24 protein-coding genes are annotated in these 23,443 nt (G+C 57.9%); 17 read left to right on the forward strand and 7 right to left on the reverse strand.

What is annotated here, in order from left to right; all coding sequences use genetic code 11:
- Nucleotides 1-175 precede the first annotated feature (175 nt).
- The 8 genes from lgt to HNQ72_RS04015 all read left to right on the forward strand — a co-directional run bounded on the left by lgt (nt 176) and on the right by HNQ72_RS04015 (nt 7,140).
- On the forward strand, nt 176-1,027 hold the full coding sequence (lgt, locus tag HNQ72_RS03980) for a prolipoprotein diacylglyceryl transferase (protein ID WP_183989722.1): 852 nt from the start codon (nt 176-178) through the stop codon (nt 1,025-1,027).
- Nucleotides 1,028-1,042: 15 nt separating this feature from the next.
- On the forward strand, nt 1,043-2,155 hold the full coding sequence (locus tag HNQ72_RS03985; RefSeq protein ID WP_183989724.1) for a class I SAM-dependent methyltransferase: 1,113 nt from the start codon (nt 1,043-1,045) through the stop codon (nt 2,153-2,155).
- A 110-nt stretch (nt 2,156-2,265) separates the two neighbouring features.
- Nucleotides 2,266-3,063 carry a peptidoglycan editing factor PgeF gene (gene pgeF / locus HNQ72_RS03990; protein ID WP_183989726.1) on the forward strand — a complete coding sequence of 266 codons (798 nt, stop codon included), beginning with the start codon at nt 2,266-2,268 and terminating at the stop codon, nt 3,061-3,063.
- 1 nt (nt 3,064) lies between these two features.
- On the forward strand, nt 3,065-4,216 hold the full coding sequence (locus tag HNQ72_RS03995) for a M24 family metallopeptidase (RefSeq protein WP_183989728.1): 1,152 nt from the start codon (nt 3,065-3,067) through the stop codon (nt 4,214-4,216).
- Nucleotides 4,217-4,295: 79 nt separating this feature from the next.
- Entirely contained in the window at nt 4,296-5,081 is a 786-nt protein-coding gene (locus tag HNQ72_RS04000; RefSeq protein WP_244654284.1) for a hypothetical protein, read from the forward strand.
- Nucleotides 5,082-5,209: 128 nt separating this feature from the next.
- On the forward strand, nt 5,210-6,142 hold the full coding sequence (locus HNQ72_RS04005; RefSeq protein WP_183989730.1) for a ribose-phosphate pyrophosphokinase: 933 nt from the start codon (nt 5,210-5,212) through the stop codon (nt 6,140-6,142).
- A gap of 114 nt (nt 6,143-6,256) precedes the next feature.
- A complete protein-coding gene (locus HNQ72_RS04010; RefSeq protein ID WP_183989732.1) occupies nt 6,257-6,775 on the forward strand; it encodes a Kazal-type serine protease inhibitor family protein in 519 nt (172 codons plus the stop codon).
- A gap of 107 nt (nt 6,776-6,882) precedes the next feature.
- On the forward strand, nt 6,883-7,140 hold the full coding sequence (locus HNQ72_RS04015) for a hypothetical protein (RefSeq protein WP_183989734.1): 258 nt from the start codon (nt 6,883-6,885) through the stop codon (nt 7,138-7,140).
- Nucleotides 7,141-7,171: 31 nt separating this feature from the next.
- Here the strand turns inward: HNQ72_RS04015 and HNQ72_RS04020 are convergent, their stop codons facing one another.
- Nucleotides 7,172-9,949, reverse strand: coding sequence for a bifunctional diguanylate cyclase/phosphodiesterase (locus HNQ72_RS04020; protein ID WP_183989736.1), 2,778 nt, complete (start codon nt 9,947-9,949; stop codon nt 7,172-7,174).
- A gap of 364 nt (nt 9,950-10,313) precedes the next feature.
- Here HNQ72_RS04020 and HNQ72_RS04025 point away from each other — a divergent pair, with 364 nt between their 5' ends.
- The 4 genes from HNQ72_RS04025 (at nt 10,314) to pth (ending at nt 15,180) form a co-directional block, all read left to right on the forward strand.
- A complete protein-coding gene (locus HNQ72_RS04025) occupies nt 10,314-10,922 on the forward strand; it encodes a 50S ribosomal protein L25/general stress protein Ctc (protein WP_183989738.1) in 609 nt (202 codons plus the stop codon).
- A 193-nt stretch (nt 10,923-11,115) separates the two neighbouring features.
- Nucleotides 11,116-13,491, forward strand: coding sequence for a putative bifunctional diguanylate cyclase/phosphodiesterase (locus HNQ72_RS04030; RefSeq protein ID WP_183989740.1), 2,376 nt, complete (start codon nt 11,116-11,118; stop codon nt 13,489-13,491).
- A gap of 158 nt (nt 13,492-13,649) precedes the next feature.
- Nucleotides 13,650-14,387, forward strand: a complete 738-nt coding sequence (locus HNQ72_RS04035; RefSeq protein ID WP_183989742.1) for a substrate-binding periplasmic protein — start codon at nt 13,650-13,652, stop codon at nt 14,385-14,387.
- A gap of 67 nt (nt 14,388-14,454) precedes the next feature.
- Nucleotides 14,455-15,180: an aminoacyl-tRNA hydrolase gene (gene pth, locus HNQ72_RS04040; protein ID WP_183989744.1), complete on the forward strand. Its 726-nt coding sequence runs from the start codon at nt 14,455-14,457 to the stop codon at nt 15,178-15,180.
- Nucleotides 15,181-15,190: 10 nt separating this feature from the next.
- Here pth and clpS read toward each other — a convergent pair whose 3' ends face one another.
- Complete coding sequence (gene clpS / locus HNQ72_RS04045; RefSeq protein ID WP_183989746.1) at nt 15,191-15,499, reverse strand: ATP-dependent Clp protease adapter ClpS; 309 nt, start codon at nt 15,497-15,499, stop codon at nt 15,191-15,193.
- A 181-nt stretch (nt 15,500-15,680) separates the two neighbouring features.
- On the opposite strand from clpS, the gene ychF reads away from it, so the two are divergent.
- The 3 genes from ychF (at nt 15,681) to HNQ72_RS04060 (ending at nt 17,792) form a co-directional block, all read left to right on the forward strand.
- Entirely contained in the window at nt 15,681-16,784 is a 1,104-nt protein-coding gene (gene ychF / locus HNQ72_RS04050; RefSeq protein WP_183989748.1) for a redox-regulated ATPase YchF, read from the forward strand.
- A gap of 70 nt (nt 16,785-16,854) precedes the next feature.
- A complete protein-coding gene (locus tag HNQ72_RS04055; protein ID WP_183989750.1) occupies nt 16,855-17,328 on the forward strand; it encodes a MaoC family dehydratase in 474 nt (157 codons plus the stop codon).
- Nucleotides 17,325-17,792 (forward strand): MaoC family dehydratase, encoded by a 468-nt coding sequence (locus HNQ72_RS04060; protein WP_183989752.1) that lies wholly within the window; start codon nt 17,325-17,327, stop codon nt 17,790-17,792. The genes HNQ72_RS04055 and HNQ72_RS04060 overlap by 4 nt, the downstream gene beginning before the upstream one ends.
- Here HNQ72_RS04060 and HNQ72_RS04065 read toward each other — a convergent pair.
- Nucleotides 17,789-18,400 (reverse strand): LysE family translocator, encoded by a 612-nt coding sequence (locus HNQ72_RS04065; RefSeq protein ID WP_183989754.1) that lies wholly within the window; start codon nt 18,398-18,400, stop codon nt 17,789-17,791. The genes HNQ72_RS04060 and HNQ72_RS04065 overlap by 4 nt on opposite strands.
- 208 nt (nt 18,401-18,608) lie before the next feature.
- Here HNQ72_RS04065 and HNQ72_RS04070 point away from each other — a divergent pair, with 208 nt between their 5' ends.
- Together HNQ72_RS04070 and HNQ72_RS04075 are read left to right on the forward strand one after the other, a co-directional pair.
- Entirely contained in the window at nt 18,609-19,427 is an 819-nt protein-coding gene (locus tag HNQ72_RS04070; RefSeq protein WP_183989756.1) for an arginase family protein, read from the forward strand.
- Nucleotides 19,424-19,840 carry an NUDIX hydrolase gene (locus tag HNQ72_RS04075; protein ID WP_308422327.1) on the forward strand — a complete coding sequence of 139 codons (417 nt, stop codon included), beginning with the start codon at nt 19,424-19,426 and terminating at the stop codon, nt 19,838-19,840. The genes HNQ72_RS04070 and HNQ72_RS04075 overlap by 4 nt, the downstream gene beginning before the upstream one ends.
- 58 nt (nt 19,841-19,898) lie before the next feature.
- Here HNQ72_RS04075 and HNQ72_RS04080 read toward each other — a convergent pair whose 3' ends face one another.
- The 4 genes from HNQ72_RS04080 to petA form a co-directional block, all read right to left on the reverse strand.
- Nucleotides 19,899-20,444 (reverse strand): adenine phosphoribosyltransferase, encoded by a 546-nt coding sequence (locus HNQ72_RS04080; protein WP_183989758.1) that lies wholly within the window; start codon nt 20,442-20,444, stop codon nt 19,899-19,901.
- A 126-nt stretch (nt 20,445-20,570) separates the two neighbouring features.
- Entirely contained in the window at nt 20,571-21,452 is an 882-nt protein-coding gene (locus tag HNQ72_RS04085) for a cytochrome c1 (RefSeq protein ID WP_183989760.1), read from the reverse strand.
- 20 nt (nt 21,453-21,472) lie between these two features.
- Nucleotides 21,473-22,807 carry a cytochrome b gene (locus tag HNQ72_RS04090; protein WP_183989762.1) on the reverse strand — a complete coding sequence of 445 codons (1,335 nt, stop codon included), beginning with the start codon at nt 22,805-22,807 and terminating at the stop codon, nt 21,473-21,475.
- An 11-nt stretch (nt 22,808-22,818) separates the two neighbouring features.
- Nucleotides 22,819-23,397, reverse strand: a complete 579-nt coding sequence (petA, locus tag HNQ72_RS04095; protein WP_183989764.1) for a ubiquinol-cytochrome c reductase iron-sulfur subunit — start codon at nt 23,395-23,397, stop codon at nt 22,819-22,821.
- Nucleotides 23,398-23,443 lie beyond the last annotated feature (46 nt).

Here is a 23,443-nt window from a genome sequence, read left to right on the forward strand (position 1 = left end):
GAAGCCGGCGGAAATGCCCCGGCATATCATTAAGTCCATGACAAGGAAGTAGGGCCAGCGGCGGTTTGTTGCAAGCTCCATCCACTACTGTGGTAACCGGTTGCGCGATTCCGGCTTGACCGCCACTTTTGGTAAGGCCATGGTCCGCCGACGTCGGTCAAACCGGGAACAAACATTGTACGAAGCACTGAATCTTCTCGCCATTCTGCCGTTTCCAGACATCGATCCGGTGGCATTTGCCATCGGGCCTCTTGCCGTTCACTGGTATGGCCTGGCCTATGTCGCCGGCATCATGATCGGCTGGCTTTATGCCCGCAAGCTGATCGACCGGCCGACGCTATGGAAAGGCGATGCCGCACCAATGACAAAGACGCATCTGGACGACTTCCTCGTCTGGATTGCCGTAGGTATCGTAGTCGGTGGTCGCACCGGTTATGTCCTGTTCTACGACCTGCCCGTCATGTTGGAAAACCCGATCCGCATCATCCAGATCTGGAATGGCGGTATGTCCTTCCATGGCGGCCTGATGGGCGCGATCGTTGCGATGATCCTGTTTGCTCGCAAGAACATGATCCCGGTCTGGAGCATGTTTGACATCATCGCTGCCGTCGTACCGATTGGTCTGCTTTTCGGTCGCATCGCTAATTTCATCAATGGCGAACTCTGGGGACGGTTGAGCTCAGCCCCTTGGGCGATTGTTTTCCCCACCGGCGGCCCGTTTGCCCGGCATCCGAGCCAGCTTTATGAAGCCGCGCTGGAAGGAATTGTCCTGCTCCTCCTGCTTGCCTCCCTAATTTTCGGCATCAAGGCTTTCAAAACGCCGGGGCTTATCGCAGGCATCTTTGTCATGGGTTACGGTTTGTCGCGCATTTTCGTCGAGTTTTTCCGCGAACCTGACGCGCAGCTGGGATATCTTCTTGGCACAAACTGGCTGACCATGGGCATGGTCCTTTCATCGCCGATGGTGCTGATTGGTCTTTGGGCTGCTCTGCGGGCGCTGGTTGCGGTCCGTACCGCAAAGGCATGAGGGATCGAGTCTGCCATGAGCACACCCCAAACCACTCCCCTGGCCGAAAAGATCAAGAATCTGATCCGGACAAACGGGCCCATCACCGTTACCGATTATTTCGCGCTTTGCCTCGCCGATCCTGAATACGGTTATTACCGCACCCGCGAACCTTTCGGCCGTCACGGCGATTTCATCACCGCTCCTGAAATCAGCCAACTGTTCGGCGAGATGGTCGGCATCTTCATGGTCCATGCCTGGCAGCAGCACGGCACGCCTGAAAATGTCCGTTTGGTGGAGATCGGCCCCGGCCGCGGCACGATGATGGCCGACATGTTGCGCGTCATCAAACGGATTTCGCCCGCCCTGTTCGAGCGGATGACCGTGCATCTGGTCGAAACCAGCGAGCGCCTACGTGGCGTCCAGCGAGTGACGCTCGAAGCCTATTCAACGATGATCAACTGGCACGACAGCTTCGAGGATGTCCCGGAAGGTTTCTGCCTGATCGCCGCGAACGAGCTGTTCGACGCCATCCCGATCCGACAGTTCATCAAGACGCCTACCGGTTTCCGCGAGCGGCTGATCGGCCTGGATATCAATGATGAGCTCGCATTCGCCGCCGGTGTCGCGACTGTAGATCCGGTACTTCTTCCATCTCATACCGGCGCGGTCCCGGACGGAACGATCTTTGAAGTCGCTCCCGCCCGCCAGGCTGTCATGCAGACCCTCTGCGAGCGCCTTGGGCAATACGGCGGCACCGCCTTGATTATCGATTACGGCCACATGGTCACCGGCTTCGGCGATACACTACAGGCCGTGATGAACCATGAGTTCGACCCGCCATTCGCCCATCCCGGCGAAGCGGATCTCACCAGCCATGTTGATTTCGAAGACCTTGCCAAGGTGGCGCTCGCGAGCGGCGTTCACCTCAATGGCGGCCTGCGCCAGGGCGAATTTCTCTACGGTCTCGGTCTCGCCGAACGCGCCACCGCTCTTGCCCGCGACAAGGATCCCTCAGAACAGCGCCTCATCGGCGTCGCGGTCGATCGCCTGGCGGGAGAAGGTGCGGGAAAGATGGGCGAACTTTTCAAGGTCATCGCGGTTTCAAGCCCGGCCGTGAAGCTTATGCCGTTCCGCGCGATTGATTGAACCTTGGCCGAACTGCATTGACAGATTGGCGTATATTGCGCCAATCTCGCCCGCACAAGCAGCCGCATTCGCGTGCATTACCTCGTAAAATCAACAGGATGGACGCATATATGCCGAATACCGACCTGCCTCTGCCGATCGAAAGCGAATTGCTGCGCGAACGGGCAGGCTCACGCATCCGGCACGGCTTTTTCACCCGCAAGGGCGGTGTTTCCGAGGGCATCTACGCAGGACTGAACGTCGGCATAGGTTCCGATGACGACCGCGACCGGGTCATCGAGAATCGCGCCCGTGTTGCAGCATGGTTCGAACTGCCGCTGGAGCGACTGGCGACCGTCCATCAGGTCCACTCTCCCGATGTGGTAATCGTCGACGAACAATCGGCAGCGAGCGAAAGGCCCAAGGCCGACGCGATGGTGACCAATCTTCCCGGCATCGTGCTCGGCGTATTGTCGGCCGATTGCGGCCCCATCCTGTTTGCGGATGCCGAGGCCGGCGTGATCGGCGCGGCCCACGCCGGATGGAAGGGCGCGCTCCACGGCGTGCTCGAAAACACCATTGAAGCCATGGTCTCGCTCGGCGCGGATCGCAGCCGCATCACCGCTGTCCTCGGCCCGTCGATCGGACCGAAGAGCTACGAGGTCGGACCAGAATTCGTCTCCAATTTCAAATCTGCCAACCCTTCCTACGAAATCTTCTTTTCCCCCTCGGTGAAGCAGCACCACGCGATGTTCGACCTTCCGTCACTGACCATCAAGCGTCTCACCGATGCCGGCGTAAAGGCAGAAAACCTGAACCTGGACACCTATCCGGACGCCGAGCGTTTCTTTTCCTATCGACGCACTACCCACGCAAAAGAGCCGGACTACGGCCGCCAGATTTCAGCGATAACGATCCGGGAGGATTGAGATGGCATTGCATTTCGAACGCGACGAATATTCCGCCCGCCTGAACCGGCTTCTCGCCGAGATGCAGGATCAGAAGCTCGATGCCGTGCTGATCTTCGCACAGGAAAGCATGTACTGGCTCACAGGCTATGACACGTTCGGTTATTGCTTTTTCCAGACCCTGATCGTCAAGGCGGACGGGTCGATGACGCTACTGACACGGTCGGCAGACCTGCGTCAGGCACGCCAGACGTCGATCATCGAGAATATTTCCATCTGGGTCGATCGGGTGAACGCCGACCCTACGCTCGACCTGAAGAACCTCCTGAGCGACATGGATCTGCTCGGAGCAAAAATCGGCATTGAATACGATACGCATGGCATGACCGGCCGCGTCGCCCGTCTCATAGACAACCAGCTTTCCACGTTCGGTCAGTTGATCGACGCCTCCTATCTCGTCGGCGGCCTGCGCCTGATCAAAAGCCCGGCCGAAATCGCCTATGCAAGGCATGCAGCCGAACTGGCAGACGATGCATTGGATGCGGCCCTTCCGTTGATCAAAGCCGGCGGAGATGAGTCAGACATTCTGGCAGCAATGCAGGGCGCGGTATTTTCCGGCGGCGGCGATTATCCAGCCAACGAATTCATTATCGGCTCCGGTGAAGATGCGCTTCTGTGCAGGTACAAGGCCGGCCGGCGCAAGCTCGAAGCCAATGACCAGCTGACTCTCGAATGGGCTGGTGCCTCAGCGCATTATCATGCAGCCATGATGCGTACTGTCGTGATCGGCGAGCCGTCGCTCCGACACCGCGAGCTCTACAAGGCCTGCCTGGAAACCATCCAGGCGATCGAGGAAGTGCTTCGCCCCGGCCACACCTTCGGCGATGTCTTCGACACCCATGCCCGCATCCTTGATGAACGCGGCCTTTCCCGCCACCGGCTGAACGCCTGCGGTTACTCGCTCGGTGCCCGCTTCTCGCCGTCATGGATGGAGCAGCAGATGTTCCATGTCGGCAATCCGCAGGAAATCCTTCCCGACATGACACTCTTTGTCCACATGATCATCATGGATTCCGATAGCGGCACGGCAATGACGCTCGGCCACACCTATCTGACGACCGAAGGTGCGCCGGAACCGCTCTCACGAAGAGGCCTCGACCTGATCGTCTGCTGAGCGCACTATTTCCCGCAATTGACACGTCCGAAAAGCCACCTCTAAGCTCGGTTGAGGCGGAGATTAGAGAGGTAAATGGGTGCAGCGATCGGGATCATGGCATATCGCTACAGCTCTTGCCTTCTCGCTCGCGCTTTCAGCCTGCAATACGACCGATGCCCTGACGCCGCAGGTCGATATCGGCGGTGGAACGGAAAGAACCTCCAGCCCGGTCACCCAGGCCGATACCGATCGAATGGTCGGAACCTATAACACCTCGCCGATTCAATCCGCTCCACCTGCCTCGAATATCTATGCCCATAGACATGGCAATACCTTGGATAGCCAGGCGCGGGCCTTGAACGACGGCGAGACCGTTTCGCCATCCTCATCAGGCCCACCGCCGGAATGGCAAGGGCAAGTCGCCAACGGCCAGATAGAGACGCCTTCCTCTGGTAGCCCACGGATCACCTCCCCGGCACATCAGGCGGAATTACCATCGTCATCGGCTGAGAGCGCTGGAACGATCCGTTTCCTCCCAATCATCGGCGCTCCGGTCGAAGCCGTCACACCTCTCTCGCGCCAGCTTGCAGTAGCCGCTCGCACAAGCGGTGTACGCATTAGACCTTCTTCAGATACCAACACCGAACACATCCTGAAGGGCTATTTTTCCGCCCTCTCCGATGATGGCAAGGTGACGGTCGTCTATGTCTGGGACGTACTCGACAATGGCGGCGCGCGGCTGCACCGGATGCAGGGGCAGGAAACACTATCCGCACAAGGACCAGATCCCTGGGCGGCAATACCGGCATCCGTCATGCAGTCGATTGCGGACAAGACCATATCGGGGTATCTCGACTGGCGGCAAACGGCATCCCGGCTGTAATCGGGGCTTTTTTGGGCCTCAAGTCACAGTTCATTCATAAAATTGCGTGCGCATTTGGAAAACGCTCTTGCATTCAAGGGCAGCGGCGGTAAAAGGCCCCCATCCAGCTTCAATACAGGCGGACCGAAATGAAGGTTTTCGCAGGCAATTCGAACCGGCATCTGGCCGACGCGATCTGCAGCTATCTCAATGTCCCAGTCGGAAAAGCCAGTGTAAGGCGTTTTGCAGACCAGGAAATCTTCGTAGAAATTCAGGAAAACGTGCGCGGCGAGGATGTATTCGTCATCCAGTCCACGTCGTTCCCGACCAACGATCATCTGATGGAATTGCTCATCATGATCGATGCGTTCCGGCGAGCGTCCGCACGGCGCATCACGGCGGTGCTTCCCTATTTCGGTTATGCAAGACAGGATCGCAAGGCAGGCCCGCGTACGCCGATCTCGGCCAAGCTCGTCGCCAACCTGATCACCGAGGCAGGCGCCGACCGCGTTCTGACCCTCGACCTGCATGCCGGCCAGATCCAGGGCTTCTTCGACATTCCGACGGACAACCTCTACGCCGTGCCGATCCTGGCGCGTGACGTGAAGGAAAACTACGACCTGAACAACGTCATGGTCGTATCACCCGACGTCGGCGGCGTGGTGCGTGCCCGTTCGCTCGCCAAGCGCCTCGATTGCCAGCTTGCAATCGTCGACAAGCGTCGTGAACGTGCAGGTGAATCGGAAGTCATGAACGTCATTGGTGACGTTACCGGCAAGGACTGTCTGTTGATCGACGATATCGTCGATTCCGGCGGCACGCTTTGCAACGCGGCGGAAGCCCTGTTGAAGAACGGCGCCACCAGCGTCACCGCCTACATCACCCACGGCGTTCTGTCCGGCGGCGCGGTCACCCGCATCTCCTCGTCGAAGCTGAAGGAACTGGTCATCACCGACTCGCTCCAGCCGACGACGGCAGTTCAATCCGCCCCGAACATTCGCGTCATCTCGACGGCGCAGCTTCTCGGCGAGGCGATCAACCGCACGGCGATGGAATCCTCCGTTTCCAGCCTGTTCGACTGATTGCTTCAAGCTTTCAGACGCAATTTTCCAAATCTTTCAGTCGGGCCGAAAGTCGATATCGATTTTCGGCCCGATGTTTTAGGTTGAACTCAATTCAACGGGGAGGAATCACGAATGTCATTCATATCGACCCATATGGCCAAGCTGCCGCTTCTTATACTGCTACCGCTTCTTTCTGCATGCGTCGAAGGTGGTCCGCCCTCCGGCCCAGGAGGATATTATCCACCTCCCCGCCCCGATCGCGGTCCGCAGATGTGCACCATGGACTATCGCCCGGTTTGCGGCGAAAGAGGCGGACGACTGGAAACTTTCGGCAATTCCTGCCAGGCGAATGCGCGTGGTTTCCGTGTCATCGGTTCCGGCGAATGCAGAGGCTCCGGCAGGCCGGATCGTCCGGACTGGGACCGCCCCGGTCGGCCTGACAGGCCGGATTGGGATCGCCCAGGCAGACCTGACCGTCCCGATTGGGACAGGCCGGGCAATCCCGGCAGACCTCAACCCGGTGGCATCTGCACCCGCGAATACCGCCCAGTCTGCGGCCAGCGCGGCGGCCGCACCCAGACCTTCCCCAATGCCTGCGAGGCAAACAACGCCGGTTTCGGGATCATTTCATCCGGCGAATGCCGCCGCTGATAAAAATCGCGGGAAGACAGCTGCAAAACGCCGGGGCAATCGTCCCGGCGTTTTGCATTCGGCAAACACGTTGACTATGTAGGTCCGGTACATCCAAGGAGTCCCGCATGGCCGCCCGCGACCGCTATTCCCGAAAGCTCGAATGTTCCCAGTGCGGCAACACCGGTTTTGCCGAGGTTTCCGAAATCGATGACAAGCGCGCCGCCAACCGGGATTTCCGCATCGACGAACTGCCAAAGAGTTTCCGGACGGAATTTGCCTCCACCGACCCGCGCAAGCACATGATCCGCTGCAGTGATTGCGGCTTCAAGTTCCGCTTCGAGCAAAAGTCAGTCTACGCACCGGGCGGCGAAGCGCGTCGCTGATGCTCCAGCCTCAACTCGTCAGCCAAGGCGGTCAGGCCGCCTCGGTTAGATTTTGCTTGTCGATCGGCATCGGACGCCCAAGAAGATAGCCCTGCGCTTCATGGCAGCCTTCCTGCCTCAGGATATCCAGCTGAATGGATGTCTCGACCCCTTCGGCAAGCACCGGAATGCGCAATCCCTGTCCCAGAGCCAGAATGGCCCGGACCATCGCTTTCGCTTCCTCGCTCCTATCGACATCGGCCAGAAAGCTGCGGTCGAGCTTGATCTTGTCGAACGGGAAGGACTGAAGGGTCTCCAATGACGAATAGCCGGTACCGAAATCATCGATGGCGATGGAAACACCGAGCGCCTTGATTGCCCGTAGCGCATGCAGCGCCCGCTGCTTGTCGCTGAAGATCGAACTTTCGGTAATCTCCAGCTCCAGGCGGCTAGATTTCAATCCCGTCTCGATCAGAACCCGATGAACGAGTGCCGGCATGTCCGTGTGTGCGATCTGCACAGGCGAAAGATTGACTGCAATCTTGTGTGCGACGGGCCAGCCGGCCGCCTCACGGCAAGCCTCGCGAAGCACCCATTCACCGATCGGCAGGATGGCGCCGCATTCTTCCGCAACAGGTATGAAATCTGCAGGGGAAACGAGGCCTCGCTCCGGATGACGCCAGCGCAGCAGCACCTCGTAACCGGTGATTTCTCCCGTGGGAACAGACTTCTGGACCTGATAATTCAGGTGAAGCTGCTTTTCCTCGATGGCGACCCAAAGCTCCTTCGCCATCTTGGTGCGGTCACGGGCGGCCTCATCCATTTCCACGTCGTAGAAGCAGACTTGGCCGGATAGCGATCCTTTGGCGCGATACATCGCAAGATCGGCATTGGCGATGAGCGCCTCCGGCGACTGTCCGTCATTCGGATAGAGTGCAACGCCCATGCTTGCACCGGTGCTCAGGCGATGCCCCTCGACATCCATGGGGCGGTTGAATTCGCTCATCATGCGATCCAGCAACACACTGACTTCGCCGATCTCGTCATATCGCATGGCCGCCACGAATTCGTCGCCGCCAAAACGAGCAAAGATCTGATTGGCCCCGATGACCCTGAGCATGCGGCGGGAAATTTCCTTGAGTACGGCATCGCCGACGCCATGTCCTAACTGGTCGTTGATCTGCTTGAACCTGTTCAGATCGATACCGATCACCGCCAGCCGATGGTCGGAACTCTCCGCATGCAGAACCTCGCTTTCCAGATGGCTCATGAAAGCGGCTCTATTGGGAAGCTCCGTCAGGCTGTCGTGACGCGCCATGAAAGCGATCTGCTCCTCGGAGCGAACCTGCTCACTGATATCCTCGAAGGTCGAAACCCAGCCCCCGTCGGTGAGCACGTTCAGCCCAATGCGAAATGTCTGTCCACCGGCCGTGCGGTGCACGATGCCACGCTGCCCTGATCTCATTGCAGACATATAGCGATTGTAGTGTTCTTGTGCACGCGTCAGAGCATCCTGCGGGTCGAAGTAGGACATCTCATAACCCTTGCGCACGATGTCCCAGTAACTGACCCCCGGCCCAACGAAACCTTTCGGAAACTTGAACATCTCGCGATAACGCCCGTTGCAAAGTATCAGCCTTTCGTGTCGGTCGAAAAGGCAGATGCCCTGGCTCATGTTTTCCAGCGCAAGGTCCAGATTTTGCGTGACCTGAGCGATACGGTCACTGTCTTGTTTTTGTCGGGTTATGTCGCGCGTGATCTTGGCGTAACCGATCAGAACGCCGTCCTCATCACGGATCGGCTGAATTACGACATGCGCCCAGAACCACGTACCATCTTTTCTGTATCGCTTTCCTTCTGCTTCGAAACGACCGCTATCGCGCGCCGTTGACAAGGCCAATTCGGGCATCCCCGCAGCCTGATCATCACGTGAATAGAAACGCGCGAAACTCTGGCCAATAATTTCCTTTGCAGCATATCCCTTTGCACGCTCTGCACCGGCATTCCAGTTGGTAACGACGCCTGCCGGATCCAGCATGTAAATCGCATAATCGGTCACGCCACGAACGAGCAGCTGGAAGTTCCTCTCGCTGGCCTTGGACGATCGCGCGGCGCGGCTCGAAACGATCGCGGCGGTCGCCGCCGACCCGATGAGCGACAGGGACACGACGACGATCGTCGATAACATCAGCGGCCTGGACATCGAGCCAACTTCGATAGCCATGGAAAGATCAGGAACGAAAGTCGCCGCTCCCATGGCGATAAAATGCATGCATATGATCGCCAGCGACAATATGCCCGCAGCCAGGACGACGACCTTTGCGCCTCTCGATAGCGCAATGACAAAGCCTATCGGTGCCATGAACATGGCTGCAGAAATCGCGACAAACACCAGCGAACGATCCCAGACAATCGCGCCTGCAAACTCAATGGCAGACATCCCGGTGAAATGCATGCAGGAAACTCCCGCACCGAACACAACACCCGCCCCGGCAGCCGCGGAGCGCGTCGGAATGATGAGAACGAGGGCTGCTGCTGCAAAGGTTGCTACGAAAGCCAGCCCCAGTGAAACCAGCGTCAGCGCAAAGTCGAAGCGGAAAGCATGCCCGGGATCATAGGCGAGCATCGCGACAAAGTGCGTTGCCCATATGCCGAAGCCTCCGGCTCCTGCAGCAACCGAAGCCCATATTATACGCGCAGCACGATTTGCTTCCCGTGCCCGCCCGATGAATGACACCGTTGCAAGGTTTGCCAGAAAGCAAAGTATACCCGCCACAAGCACGAGCCTAAGATTGTGTTCCTGCACCAGGCAAGTGACGACGCCATACATCAATTTCATTCCTTGAGATCGATGCTGCTTTTCGACGTCGTATATTTAACAAATCCGATACTTACTGGCTCAGTTTGCAGTTTTCGGCTGAACCAGAAGAAACTTACTTAACAATCCTGCAAGAGGTGCCTACCTAGGATGAACAGCGGGCAAATATCCCGCAACAGGTGGATGTGCGACCGCACAAATACAACACGTTGTCATATTCAGGAAACCCTTGCGTCACAGGGGGCATTGTTCTATAGGGGCGCGTCCGCGTAGACACCCTTGGAGGCAACGCGGATGGAACGCGTTCTACGCTTTCCGGTTCAGAGTGACCATTTTGATCGTCTGAACTCTCCAAATAACCTCGAAAGGAAATGCCATGAGCCAGGATTCTTACGAGCTCAAGGCCGAGGCGCGCGAACGGGTCGGTAAGGGGTCCTCCCGTGAACTTCGCCGCAACGGTTTTATTCCTGCAGTCATCTACGGTGACAAGCAGGCCCCGATTTCAATCGCCCTCAACACCAATGAGGTCACCAAGCGTATCCACGCCGGCGGCTTCATGACGACGATTGCCACCATTGATCTCGACGGCAAGAAGTACACTGTACTGCCGAAGGATTACCAGCTGGATCCGGTGCGTGACTTCACCATGCACGTCGACTTCCTGCGCGTCTCCGGTAACACCGAAGTTACCGTCGACGTTCCGGTCCACTTCGTCAACGAAGACAAGTCCGCGATCAAGCAGGGCGGCGTCCTGAACATCGTCCGTCACACGGTTGAGTTCCACTGCCCGGCCAACGCCATCCCGGAATTCATCACCGTCGACCTCGACGGCGCCAAGATCGGCGACAGCATGCACATTTCGGCCGTCAAGCTGCCGAAGGGCGTGCGCCCGGTTATCACCGACCGCGACTTCACCATCGCCACGCTCGTAGCTCCGGCTGCTGGTGTTGCTGAAGAAGAAGTTGCCGCTCCTTCCGAAGAATAATAGATATTCTTCGATTGAGACAGAAAGCCCGCCCCTCGGCGGGCTTTTTTGTTTTCGTCACGGCACGCAGCTCATGCATTTCAGCAAATATTTGGGAGAACGTGTCAGGGAAGTTTAAACATTTGGGTGGAAGGATAGTGGGGAAATACGGGGTGGTATTTTAAAAAGAGCAATATTGGGCCGGGGAAAACAAATGACTCATTCTGTTGAGAGTCGTTTCATTGCCATAATATCTGGCGCGCTTCTCGTCGTCGTGGCTCCGCTTTTTACGCTTTTCCTCGCCCTTTCGTCCCAGCAGGCTTCCCAGAGCATCGGTGAGCATGTTGATGTAGTGATGAACAGCAACACCCAGGCGCTCGGAAAACCGCTATGGGACCTGGATCTGGACAGCATCAGCCAGGTCGCACAGATGATGCTCCTTGATCAGATGGTCCATGCCGTTCAGATCAACGACACCACGGGCAAGCTCAACGTCTTCGAGGCCGATCCCGGAGCGCCAGAACTCAATACTCTCGAAGCGCGCAGCCAGACGGTAATCTATCGATCCCTGCAGGGACCCCGTGAAGTCGGCACTTTGACGATCTATGTCCCGGTTGCCAGTTGGTTCTCGGGTCTGCATCAGATCGAGTTTGCATTCATATCCATTTTCATCATCGCCATTCTGACCGTCTTCGGCGCAGCTGTTTTCGGCAATAGAACCATGGTCGTTCGGCCTTTGACACGCCTGACCGCTGCGATCGAGGCCACCCGCAGACTCGGCTCGCGACACCACGTCGACTGGCGCTCCGCCGATGAGATGGGGAGATTGGCAAAAAGTTTCAACGAGATGCAGCTTCTTCTGGAGCGCGAGGAAAAGGAACTGAAGCGAGCCCATCAGCAGACGATAGAGATTTACAACCTTACGCCGGCAATGCTGTTCTCATTGACTGCGGGCGACACCGTGGCTGCCGTGAGCGACTATTGGCTGTTGGCCACAGGCTACCAGCGAGAAGAAGTTATCGGACAGCATTTTTCGGATTTCCTTTTCGCGGCAGACCGGGCTTCTTTTGAAAATCGCAGAAGGCACGCCATGGCCCAATGCGTCACGATAGAAATCACGGTACGCTTCCTGTGCAAGAACGGCCGCATTCTCGATGTGCTGATCGCCGAAGCCGATCTCGGCGCGACCACCACGCATCTTGCTGGCTCGTTAAGTGTCATGACCGACGTGACCGAACTAAAGCAATCCGAATTCCGCAACCATCAGCAGGCGATAACCGACCATTTGACGGGGCTGCTGAACAGGCAGGGTTTCGAAGCTGCTCTGGACCGTCATATCGTCGAAGCCGACCGGATGGCGACCCAGCTCGCCTGCCTCTTCGTCGACCTCGATCGCTTCAAGGCGATCAACGACAATCATGGCCACGCAGCGGGCGACCTCGTTCTGCAGGAATTCGTCGTAAGGCTGCAACCCATGCTGCACGAGACGGATACAGTCTCCAGACTTGGCGGCGACGAATTCGCCATCGTGATCGCCGGCCCGGACGCCGAGAGCCGCAGTGCTGATCTGTGCCAGCAGATTATCGACATGTTCGAATCGCCGTTTCGTATCGAAGGAACCGGCATAAGACTGAGCGCCAGCGTGGGGGTCGCCTTTTATCCGCAACACGCCGCGACTGCCGCCGAATTGCTGCAGAAATCCGATCTGGCCATGTATGCACGCAAACGTGACGGCAAGAACGGCGCCAGAGTCTACGATCCCGCTATCCTGACAAGAACCAGGGAAAAGGCCGAAATTGAAAGCGACATCGAAGTAGGAATTGCAGCCAACTGGTTCGAAGCTCATTTTCAGCCGATCGTAGGCATGGGAAATGGCATACCCGTCGGGTTCGAAGCACTCATGCGTCTTCGCCACCCTCGCAAGGGCTTGCTTCCCCCGGCTCCGCTAGTCAGCGTTGCGGAAGAAAACGGATCGATTGCCGCAATCGGCAATCTTATTCTTGAAGACGCAATCGCCAATCTCAATCGCGTTTCTCGCCTTCCTGGCCTTGGCAATACATATGTCGCCGTGAACTTTTCGCCCTTGCAATTCGAACGCTGCCTTCCTGCACGCCTGACCAGAATGCTGGGTGAAGGGGGCATACTGCCGGCCCGCCTTGTGATCGAAATCACCGAAGCCGTATTGATGCATGACGACCCGGAGATTCGCAGAACTCTTTCCGAGCTTCACGATCTCGGTTGCCGCATCGCTCTGGACGATTTCGGCACCGGCTATTCATCTCTTAGCTATCTGAACAGATTCCCTGTCGATATCGTCAAGATTGATCAATCCTTCGTTCAGTCGCTCCTTGGTGGCGACACCGATCTGGAGCGAAAAAGCCGGATGCTGATCGAAGGCATTACGACCATTTCGCATCAGATGCAGTGCAAGGTCGTGGCGGAAGGCGTTGAAACGGCGCAGCAGCGGCAACAGCTGATGCAGATCGGCGTCGACTACGCACAGGGCTATCACTTCTCCAGGCCTCGCGAAATCAATGACTTGCTGGCAGATTTTTCTGGACACCCCAGCAAGGCATCGCTCGCCAGCTGAACGGTGAAATGTCACATTTAGATATGCATGCCAATTGCGCAGTTGCGCATGTGTAAGGACAGGCGGTGATATTGGGACATGAAGCGCACAGAGTGCATATGACAGAGCGCCTCAAGCTTCGAGGCACGACGCTTCCAGCAACATTTCGGAGGCCCGCGATGAAGATGATGATTGCACTGATCGGCATGCTCGGAGCAATAGCGCCCGCCTTTGCCCAGGCTGCGGTGACGCTCACGACTGAATCATATCCTCCGTTCATTTATCGTAACGCAGACGGGACATATGGCGGGTCGAGCGTAGAACAGGTCGCCGCGCTGATGGGGAAGGCAGGCATTCCGTTCACCATGGAGATAATGCCTTGGGCACGAGCAATCACCCTTGCCGAGACTTTGCCCATGCACTGTGCCTTTTCCGCTGCGCGCATTCCAGAACGGGAAGACCGGTTCAAATGGGTGACCCCCATCAGCATCAGCCGGCATGTCCTGGTACGCCTTAAGGGGTCTCATGTGACGGCAAGCACACTCGACGAAGCCAAGCGCTACACAATAGGCACGCACCGGGCGGACTTCACGGAGACCCTGTTGCGCGAACGAGGTTTCCCCTCGATCGATCTGAGCTCGGATTTTGAAATCACGCTCAACAAACTCCTGGAACAACGCGTTGACATGATGCCGATGTCGGACAACATCTTTGAAAAGCTAAAACTCGAAGGAAAGCCGGTGGAAATCGCTCTACCCTTTTCGGAAAGTCACTTTGGCATGGCCTGTAACAAGCAGATGCCCGATGACATGATCACCCGCATGCAGGATGGACTGGATGCACTAATCCGCGAAAAAGGCCAGGATGAAATCCTCCAGCGCTACGGACTGAAGCCTCTCCGCTTGTGGGAAAAATAGACCTATAGACATTGACAGTGCCGTCATTTCGCGGTGGTGACAGAGCGCAGAAAGACGGAGAGTTTCAATGTTGATCATTGCTGGCCTTGGCAATCCCGGAGCGCAATACGCAGGCAACCGCCACAATGTCGGTTTCATGGCCGTCGACGCCATTCAGCGACGGGCGGGCTTTTCGCCTTGGTCGAAGAAGTTCAAGGCCGTGATCTCAGAAGGCGAGATCGACGGCGAGAAGGTTCTGTTGATGAAGCCGCAGACCTTCATGAATCTCTCGGGCGAAGCCGTTGGCGAAGCCATGCGCTTCTACAAGCTGACGCCAGCAAATATCGTCGCGATCTACGACGAACTCGATCTGCCACCGGGAAGAACGCGGCTCAAGACAGCTGGAGGCCACGGTGGGCACAACGGCATCAAATCGCTCGACGCCCATTGCGGCAAGGATTATCGCCGGCTGCGCATTGGCATCGGTCACCCCGGAAACAAGGAACTGGTGCACGGACATGTCCTGGGAGATTTCGCCAAGTCTGACAAGGTCTGGCTGGAACCGCTGATGGACGCGATCGCCGACAATGCCGGGATGCTGATCAAGGGCGAGGACTCGCAGTTGATGAACAAGCTGACGCTTGCCGTAGGCGGCAAGCCAGAGCCGGAAAAACCGGCGGCAAAACAGCCGCAACCCCAAAAACCAGCCGGCCAATCCCACATCCGTCAGGCTCGCAATGGCGGAAAGCCGAACCTTCCGTCATCAGGTCCGATGGCTGATATGCTGAAGAAGATGTTCGGCCCAAAGGAGTAGCCGTACGCCGCTATTCCTCAGGCTCCGTAGTGAACATCAGCGGATAGCCCGCTTCCTTCGCAAGATCCACCGCCTCCTTGGCCTTCGTTTCGGCAATATCCTTGGCGCAGACGACAACCACGCAGGAACCAAGCCGATGCGCGGTCATCATCACCCGCAAACCCGCTTCCTCGCTCATGTGAAAAACGGCTTTCAGGACCATGGTGACAAACCCGCGCGGCGTATAATCGTCATTGAGCAGGATGACCTTGTAGAGTTTCGGTCGCTCCAGCTTGGGTTTCGATTTCGTTTTCGGGGTGAGAACCGTATCTTCGGCCATCAGCTTGACCTCCATGTGAGGAAAGCCTCAATCGGGCATAAGAGTTATCTTGCGCCGCAGCAGGAAGATTTCAAGCCATAGCGTCTCCTGAGACGGATGCAGAATATCGCAAGCCTTGACCCGCAAGGCACTTTCCCCCATAGCCACTGCAAACTCAGTTAAACGATAGGTTTCATCCCCGATGGGCTTTAAATGCGGTATCGTCGGACTGCCCAATGTCGGCAAGTCCACCCTTTTCAACGCACTGACTAAGACGGCTGCCGCGCAGGCTGCGAACTATCCGTTCTGCACGATCGAGCCGAATACTGGTGAAGTTGCTGTTCCGGACGCGCGCATGCAGCAGCTTGCGACGATCGCCGGCTCTAAGGAAATCATTCCGACCCGCATCTCCTTCGTCGACATTGCCGGCCTCGTGCGCGGCGCATCCAAGGGTGAAGGCCTGGGCAACAAGTTCCTTGCCAACATCCGCGAAGTGGACGCCGTCGTTCACGTGCTGCGCTGTTTCGAAGATGACGACATCACCCATGTCGAAGGCCGCATCAACCCGGTCGGCGATGCCGAGACGATCGAAACCGAGCTGATGCTCGCCGACCTCGAAAGCCTGGAGCGCCGCGTCGAGCAGACCCGCAAGCGCGCAACCGGCAAGGACAAAGAGTCCGTCGCTCAGCTTCCGGTCATGGAAGCCGTGATCAAGCTGCTGCAGGACGGCAAGCCGGCTCGCCTGCTCCTGCAGACGCTGGAACCTGAAGAGATCGAGATTCTCAAGAGCCTCAACCTTTTGACATCGCATCCGGTTCTCTACGTTTGCAACGTCGCCGAAGGCGACGCGGTGGACGGCAACGAGCATACCAAGGCTGTTGCCGAAATGGCAAAGGCGCAAGGCGCCGAATGCGTCATCATTTCCGCCGCGATCGAATCCGAAGTCGCTCAGCTCCCCGAGGAGGAAGCCAAGGAATTCCTTGGCGCGCTCGGCCTTGAAGAAGCAGGCCTCGACCGCCTGATCCGTGCAGGCTATCACCTGCTCGACCTGATCACCTATTTCACCGTCGGCCCGAAGGAATGCCGTGCCTGGACGATCCGTCGCGGCACCAAGGCGCCGCAGGCCGCCGGCGTCATCCATACCGATTTCGAACGAGGCTTCATCCGCGCCTTCACCATCTCCTACGACGATTACGTCGCTTACAAGGGCGAAGTCGGCGCGAAGGAAGCAGGCAAGGGTCGCGACGAAGGCAAGGAATATGTGGTCAGCGACGGCGACGTCATCCACTTCCGCTTCAACACGTAAGATCGAAAACCACGCGCTACGGCCGGGAAATTCCCGGCCGTAGCCTTATCCTCCATTGCCGAGGCGCCCCATGCTTTACCTCGAGGATTTCACCCCCGGCCGCGTTTTGGCGCTTGCCTCCTGCACGCTCGATGCCGCGGCAATCATCGAATTCGCCAGCGAATTCGATCCACAGCCGATGCATCTCGACGAAGAGGCCGGCAAGGCCAGCATTCTCGGCGGACTGGCGGCATCGGGCTGGCACACGGCAAGCCTCTTCATGCGCATGATGTATGACGGTTGGCTGGCAGATTCCTCATCCGAGGGTTCGCCCGGCATTGAATTCATGGAATGGAAGAAGCCTGTTCTTGCGGGAGATACGCTGTCCGGCCGCTCGACGGTGATCGAGGCGCGGCCGCTCCGCTCGCGGCCCGGTCTCGGCCTCGTCAAATTCCTCCACGAAGTCATCAACCAGAACGGCGAGGTCGTCATGCGCGGCGAAAACCCGATCATGTTCCGCGCCCGCCCTGCCGACGAAACGGCAACTGCGGGAGACAGGGCATGAAACTCGCCGACATCTCCCCACCCGGCCAGACGGTCGTCACCGGCTCGCTGCTATTCACCGCAGAAGACATCATAGCCTTCGCCAGGAAATACGATCCCCAGCCCTTTCATACCGATCCGGAAGCCGCAAAGAACTTTGTCTTTGGCGGCCTGTGCGCATCCGGATGGCATACCTGCGCGGGCTGGATGAAGATGTTTATTGCCTACTGGGCAAAGGAACATGCTCGCCTTCTCGCGGAAGGCATCGAGCCGCCCAAGCTCGGCCCCTCGCCCGGCTTCAAGAAGCTGCAATGGCTGAAACCCGTTTATGCCGGCGATACGATCACCTATTCGGTGACGCTCATCGAAAGCCGCCCGCTGATGTCGCGGCCAGGAACGTCGATCAACCTGACGGCCAACCAGGGCGTCAACCAGAAGGGCGAGACCGTTCTGCGCTTCGAGAGCACAGTTCTGGAATTCGATTAACGTGCAACGACCACGGCAGCCCCTGCGCCGATCATCATTGTCCCCGCAGCGCGGTTGGCCCGCCGCACGATAAGGGGATTGCGAAGCGCATACCGTGCGCGGCTGGCAAGCGCCACATGCCCGCCCACGACGACGACTTCCACGGTGAGGATGATCATCGCCAGCACCACGCCATCCGCAACGGCTAACTGGGTGCTGACTACATTCGGCAACAGCGCGATATAGAAAAGCGGCATCTTGGGATTGCCAAGATTGAGAACCACGCCAGTCAGATAGGCGCCGAGCACGCGTCCATTGGCCTGAGGCCTAAGCGCAGGCACCACCGGTTCAGCCATCCAGAGCCTGATCCCCGTCCAGACGAGATAGATCGCGCCGCCATAGCGCAGGACAGTCATTACGACACCCATCTCGCTGGCGACGACAGACAGGCCGAAAACCGCCAGCGCCAGAAACATGAGAATGCCGGTGCACGTCCCTGCCCCATAGGCAATCCCTGACAAGACACCCTGCCCGATGGTTCGGGCAACGATCGCCACATTATCCGGACCAGGACTGGCAGCAAAAAATAGAAAGGCCGCTGCAAAACCAAAAAGCGCAGTAACGTCCATCTGATTCTCCATCGTAAAGATGAAAAACTATCAGCGTCGCCTCCTCCCGCAATCCTAAGGATCTGGGGGGCACGAAAGAATGGGGCCGCGTCAAAATTCAAGTTTGCTACAAGTCCCGCCATCGCTATATCCAAAGGAATATCACGAACTACTCCTCACCACTGTGGCTGCTCAAAGCCTCCTCCCCTTATCATCAGCCTGGCTTCTCATGACATTTGAACTCATCGTCTCGCAGGGACGCATTGCCGACCGGACATCCGGAGCCATCCCCGGGGCCGCATTGACGGCAAGACTGCTTTCCAACCTCATCGGGCTTGAACCGATCGAGATCGGCAAGATTTCGTCCGCGCGGAATGACCATTGGCCGTCAGCGCTTGTAGAGGCCAATATCACGCTGACGGAGTTACAGCAGGCCGTCTCGCAAACGATCGATCGCGGCAATCGCCCACTCATGGTCGCCAACACCTGCGCCGCTAGCCTTGCCTCTCTGCCGGTCGCGGCACGGGCGCATCCGGAAGCGGTCCTTCTCTGGATCGATGCCCATGGAGACTTCAACACGCCTTTCACGACGGAAAGCGGTTATCTCGGCGGCATGGTTCTGGCAGCAGCCTGCGGCATGTGGGAGAGTGGCCACGGCAGCGGTATTGATCCGAAAAATGTCATTGTCATCGGCGGACGGGACATTGATCCCGCAGAAGCTGACCTGATGAAACAGGCCGGGCTGCGCATCATTCCCCCATCAACCGCGACGCCGCAGGCGATATTTTCCGAAATCGGCGACCGGGAGATATGGATCCATGTCGATTGGGACGTACTTGAACCCGCACATATTCCGGCCGCCTACGCGATTGCCGATGGTCTCTTGCCCAATACACTACGGGAAATTTTCTCAGCACTTCCAAAACACCGGATCGTAGGCATCGAACTCGCGGAATTCGAAGCATCCGGCGAATGGTCGAAAGATGAGAAAGCCCTTGATGTCATCGCCAACATCGTCTCGCCGCTATTGTTCGAAAGCTCAACATGATGACGCAGACAATCCGCATCGCAGCCGCCGTTATCATTCGCGCCGACGGCCAGACACTTCTTGTTCGCAAACGGGAAACGACCGCCTTCATGCAGCCCGGCGGCAAGATCGAGCCGAAGGAAACCCCGTCATCCGCTCTTCTGCGCGAACTCGTGGAGGAAATCGGCCTGCATGTTTCACCTGAAGACCTGCACCCTTTGGGCTATTTCGAAGCGCCAGCCGCCAATGAAGCAGGTTTCACCGTCTCAGCCGATGTCTTCCTGATCGAGATCGGTAATATCCATATCGCCAGATCTGCCGCGATTGAAGAACTGCGTTGGATAGATCCGGAGAAGCCGGGCGATATCACCATGGCAGAACTCACCGAGCACCACATCCTGCCCGCCTTTCTGCAGAAACGCGCCGGGGGTTAACCCGACGCGCTTGAAAGATCACGGCTCACACCGAGGCCATGCCCCGGCTTGCAAAAGGTCAGTGACCGGAGAATTCAGCCAGTGTGCGGACCTCTACGCCAAGCGCTTCGAGGTTCTTGCGGCCGCCGAGATCCGGCAGGTCGATGACGAAGCAGGCGGAGACGACTTCCGCACCGATCTGGCGCAGCAGCTTGACGGCGCCGACAGCAGTACCGCCGGTCGCGATCAGGTCGTCGCAGAGGATTACTTTTTCGCCCGGCTTTACCGCATCGACATGGATTTCCATCTCGTCGGTACCGTATTCCAGCGCATAGGCCATGCTGACCGTGCGATAGGGCAGCTTGCCCTTCTTGCGGATCGGCACAAAACCGGCCGAAAGCTGATGCGCCATAGCGCCACCCAGAATGAAGCCGCGTGCTTCCATGCCGGCAATCTTGTCGACGCCGAATCCCTCATAGGGCTTCACCAGTTCATCCACCGCGAGACGGAAGGCTGCTGCATCACCCAGCAAGGTGGTGATATCGCGAAAGATGATGCCGGGCTTGGGATAATCCGGAATGGAGCGGATCGCAGCGGCGAGGATGTCTTTGGTTGAGGCAGTCATGATAACCCTGTTAGTCGTCTTACGGCGGCATGCCTTCCGCCATTCGAACGAATGGCCTGATGGAAGATGCGCGCGCATGAAAAAGGCGGCCGAAGCCGCCTTCACTATCTTTGACCCGGCTTCGGATCAATGTTCCTTATTGGCATAGACCGACTTCTTCGTCAGGTAAATGAGCCCGCTGAAGATCACCAGAAATACCATGACCATGAAACCGGTACGCTTGCGTTCCTCCAGATGCGGCTCTGCAGCCCACATCAGGAAGGCGGCAATGTCCTTGGCATACTGATCCACCGTCTGCGGTGAACCGTCGTCATAGGTCACCTGATCGTCGGCAATCGGCGGCGCCATGGCAAGCGAGGCGGCATTGGCGAAATAGGGATTGTAATGCCCGCCTTCCGCCACTTCCACGCCTTCAGGCGGCTCCTGATAGCCGGTGATCAGCGAGTAGATATAATCCGGCCCGCCTTCCTGATACTGCGTGAAGATGTCGACGACGAATTGCGGGAAGCCGCGCGTGATACCGCGCGCCTTGCCGAGCAGCGAGAAGTCCGGCGGCGCAGCCCCGTTATTGGCCGCCGCAGCGGCCTGGTGGTTGGGGAACGGCGACGGGAAGTGGTCGGACGGCACGCCGGCACGTTCGAACATTTCGCCATCATCATTCGGGCCGTCCTGGATCTGATAGTTGGCGGCAAAGGCTTTCACCTGAGCTTCCGAATATCCAAGCTCACCGAGCGTCCGGAAAGGCACCAGCTCCATCGAATGGCAGGCAGAACAGACTTCCGTATAGACCTTCAAACCACGCTGAAGCTGCTGCTTGTCGTAATGGCCGAAAGGTCCGGCAAAGCTCCATTTCACATTCTTTGGATGGTGGATCGGATAATGCGGTGTAGCACCCTCCGCATGGGCTTCAGCCCCAGCGGCGTCGTGGTTTTCCTGCGCATTGGCCTGGGCGATACCCAATCCGGCCAGAAGCGCCAGGGAGAGAAGGCTTGTAGCAAGCTTTTTCATGTGTCGATCCCTCTCCGCGCTCACGCCGTAGCCTTGGCCGGTTCGGTCGTATCCGAGCCTGCCTTCTTGCTCTTCTGCTCCAGCACCGCTTCGGTGATCGAGTTCGGAATTCGCCGTGGCGTTTCGAACAGGCCGAGAAGCGGCATGATCACCAGGAAGAAGCCGAAGTAATAGAGCGTGCCGAGCTGCGAATAGCCGACATAATTGCCCTTCAGTTCGCCGCCGAACAGCAGCGAGATCAACCCGCCACCCTCTGCCGGCATGGCGCCGAGCCAGCCGAGGAAGATCGAGTTGGCAACGAAAATCCAGAAGAACAGCTTGTACCACGGACGATAGACGGCCGACCTGACCTTTGACGTGTCGAGCCAGGGCAGGAAGAACAGGATGATGATCGAACCGAACATCACGAGCACGCCGCCGAGCTTTGAATCGATCGGGCCGACATTGAAGGTGATCGCACGCAGCATCGCGTAGAACGGCAGGTAATACCATTCAGGCACGATATGCGCCGGTGTCTTCAGGGCGTCGGCCGGGATGTAATTGTCCGGATGGCCGAGATAGTTCGGCATGTAGAAGATGAACCAGGCATAGACGATCAGAAAGATCGACACGCCGAAAGCATCCTTCAGCGTAGCATAGGGCGTGAAAGGCACCGTATCGGTCTTCGACTTCACCTCGACGCCGGTCGGGTTCGTCTGGCCGGTGACATGCAGCGCCCAGACGTGCAGGACAACGACGCCGGCAATCATGAACGGCAGCAGATAGTGAAGCGAGAAGAACCGGTTCAGCGTCGGCTGGTCGACGGCAAAGCCGCCGAGCAGGAACTGCTGAATCCATTCACCCACCAACGGGAAGGCGGTGAAGAAGCCGGTAATGACGGTTGCGCCCCAGAAGGACATCTGTCCCCAGGGAAGCACGTAACCCATGAAGCCGGTAGCCATCATAAGCAGGTAGATGACGACGCCGAGGATCCAGAGGATTTCGCGCGGTGCCTTGTAGGAGCCGTAATAGAGACCGCGGGCAATATGCAGATAGACCGCGATGAAGAAGAAGGATGCACCATTGGAGTGCATGTAGCGCAACAGCCAGCCGTGGTTGACGTCGCGCATGATCTTTTCGACAGAGACGAAAGCCTCGGCGGTCGACGCCGTGTAATGCATTGCCAGCACAACACCACTCAGGATCTGCACGATCAGCATCACCGAGAGCATTGCACCGAATGTGTAGGCGTAATTCAGGTTACGCGGCACCGGATAGGCGACGAAACTGTCATACACCATGCGCGGCAAAGGCAGCCGCTGGTCGATCCACCGTTCGATCCCCGTCGACGGTTGATAAGACGAATGTCCACTCATATGTCAGCCCCTCACCCGATCCTGATCACGGTATCGCTTGCGAATGCGAATGTCGGAATTGCAAGGTTCTGCGGTGCAGGACCTTTTCGGATGCGGCCCGCAGTATCGTAATGCGAGCCATGGCAGGGACAGAACCATCCGTTGAAATCGCCGGACTGACCGAGCGGAACACAGCCGAGATGGGTGCAGGAGCCGATCATCACGATCCAGTTCTCCTTACCCTCACCGGCAGAGCGGTCGAGGCCAGTCGCCTCTGCATCTGCCGCGATATTGGCATTGCGGGCAACGGGATCCTTCAGGTCGGACAGTTGAACGGCATTGGCTTCTTCTACTTCCTTGGGCGTGCGGTTGCGTATGAACACCGGCTTGCCGCGCCATTTGACGGTCAGCGACATGCCCGGTTGCAGCGCTGCGACATTCACCTCGATCGAGGCGAGTGCCAGTGTTGACGCATCCGGGCGCATCTGGTCGATAAATGGCCATGCAACGGCCGCAGCACCCACAGCGCCGGCCATGCCGGTCGTCAGATAGAGGAAATCGCGGCGCGTGGGTTCGCTCACCGTTCCTTCACTTGGATTATGCTCACTCACGGTTCAACCATCCTCTCATGCAATGTCCCTGTCATCCGCATGCCTC

It is taken from the genome of Aliirhizobium wenxiniae (assembly GCF_014201355.1).
Lineage (GTDB): Bacteria > Pseudomonadota > Alphaproteobacteria > Rhizobiales > Rhizobiaceae > Neorhizobium > Neorhizobium wenxiniae.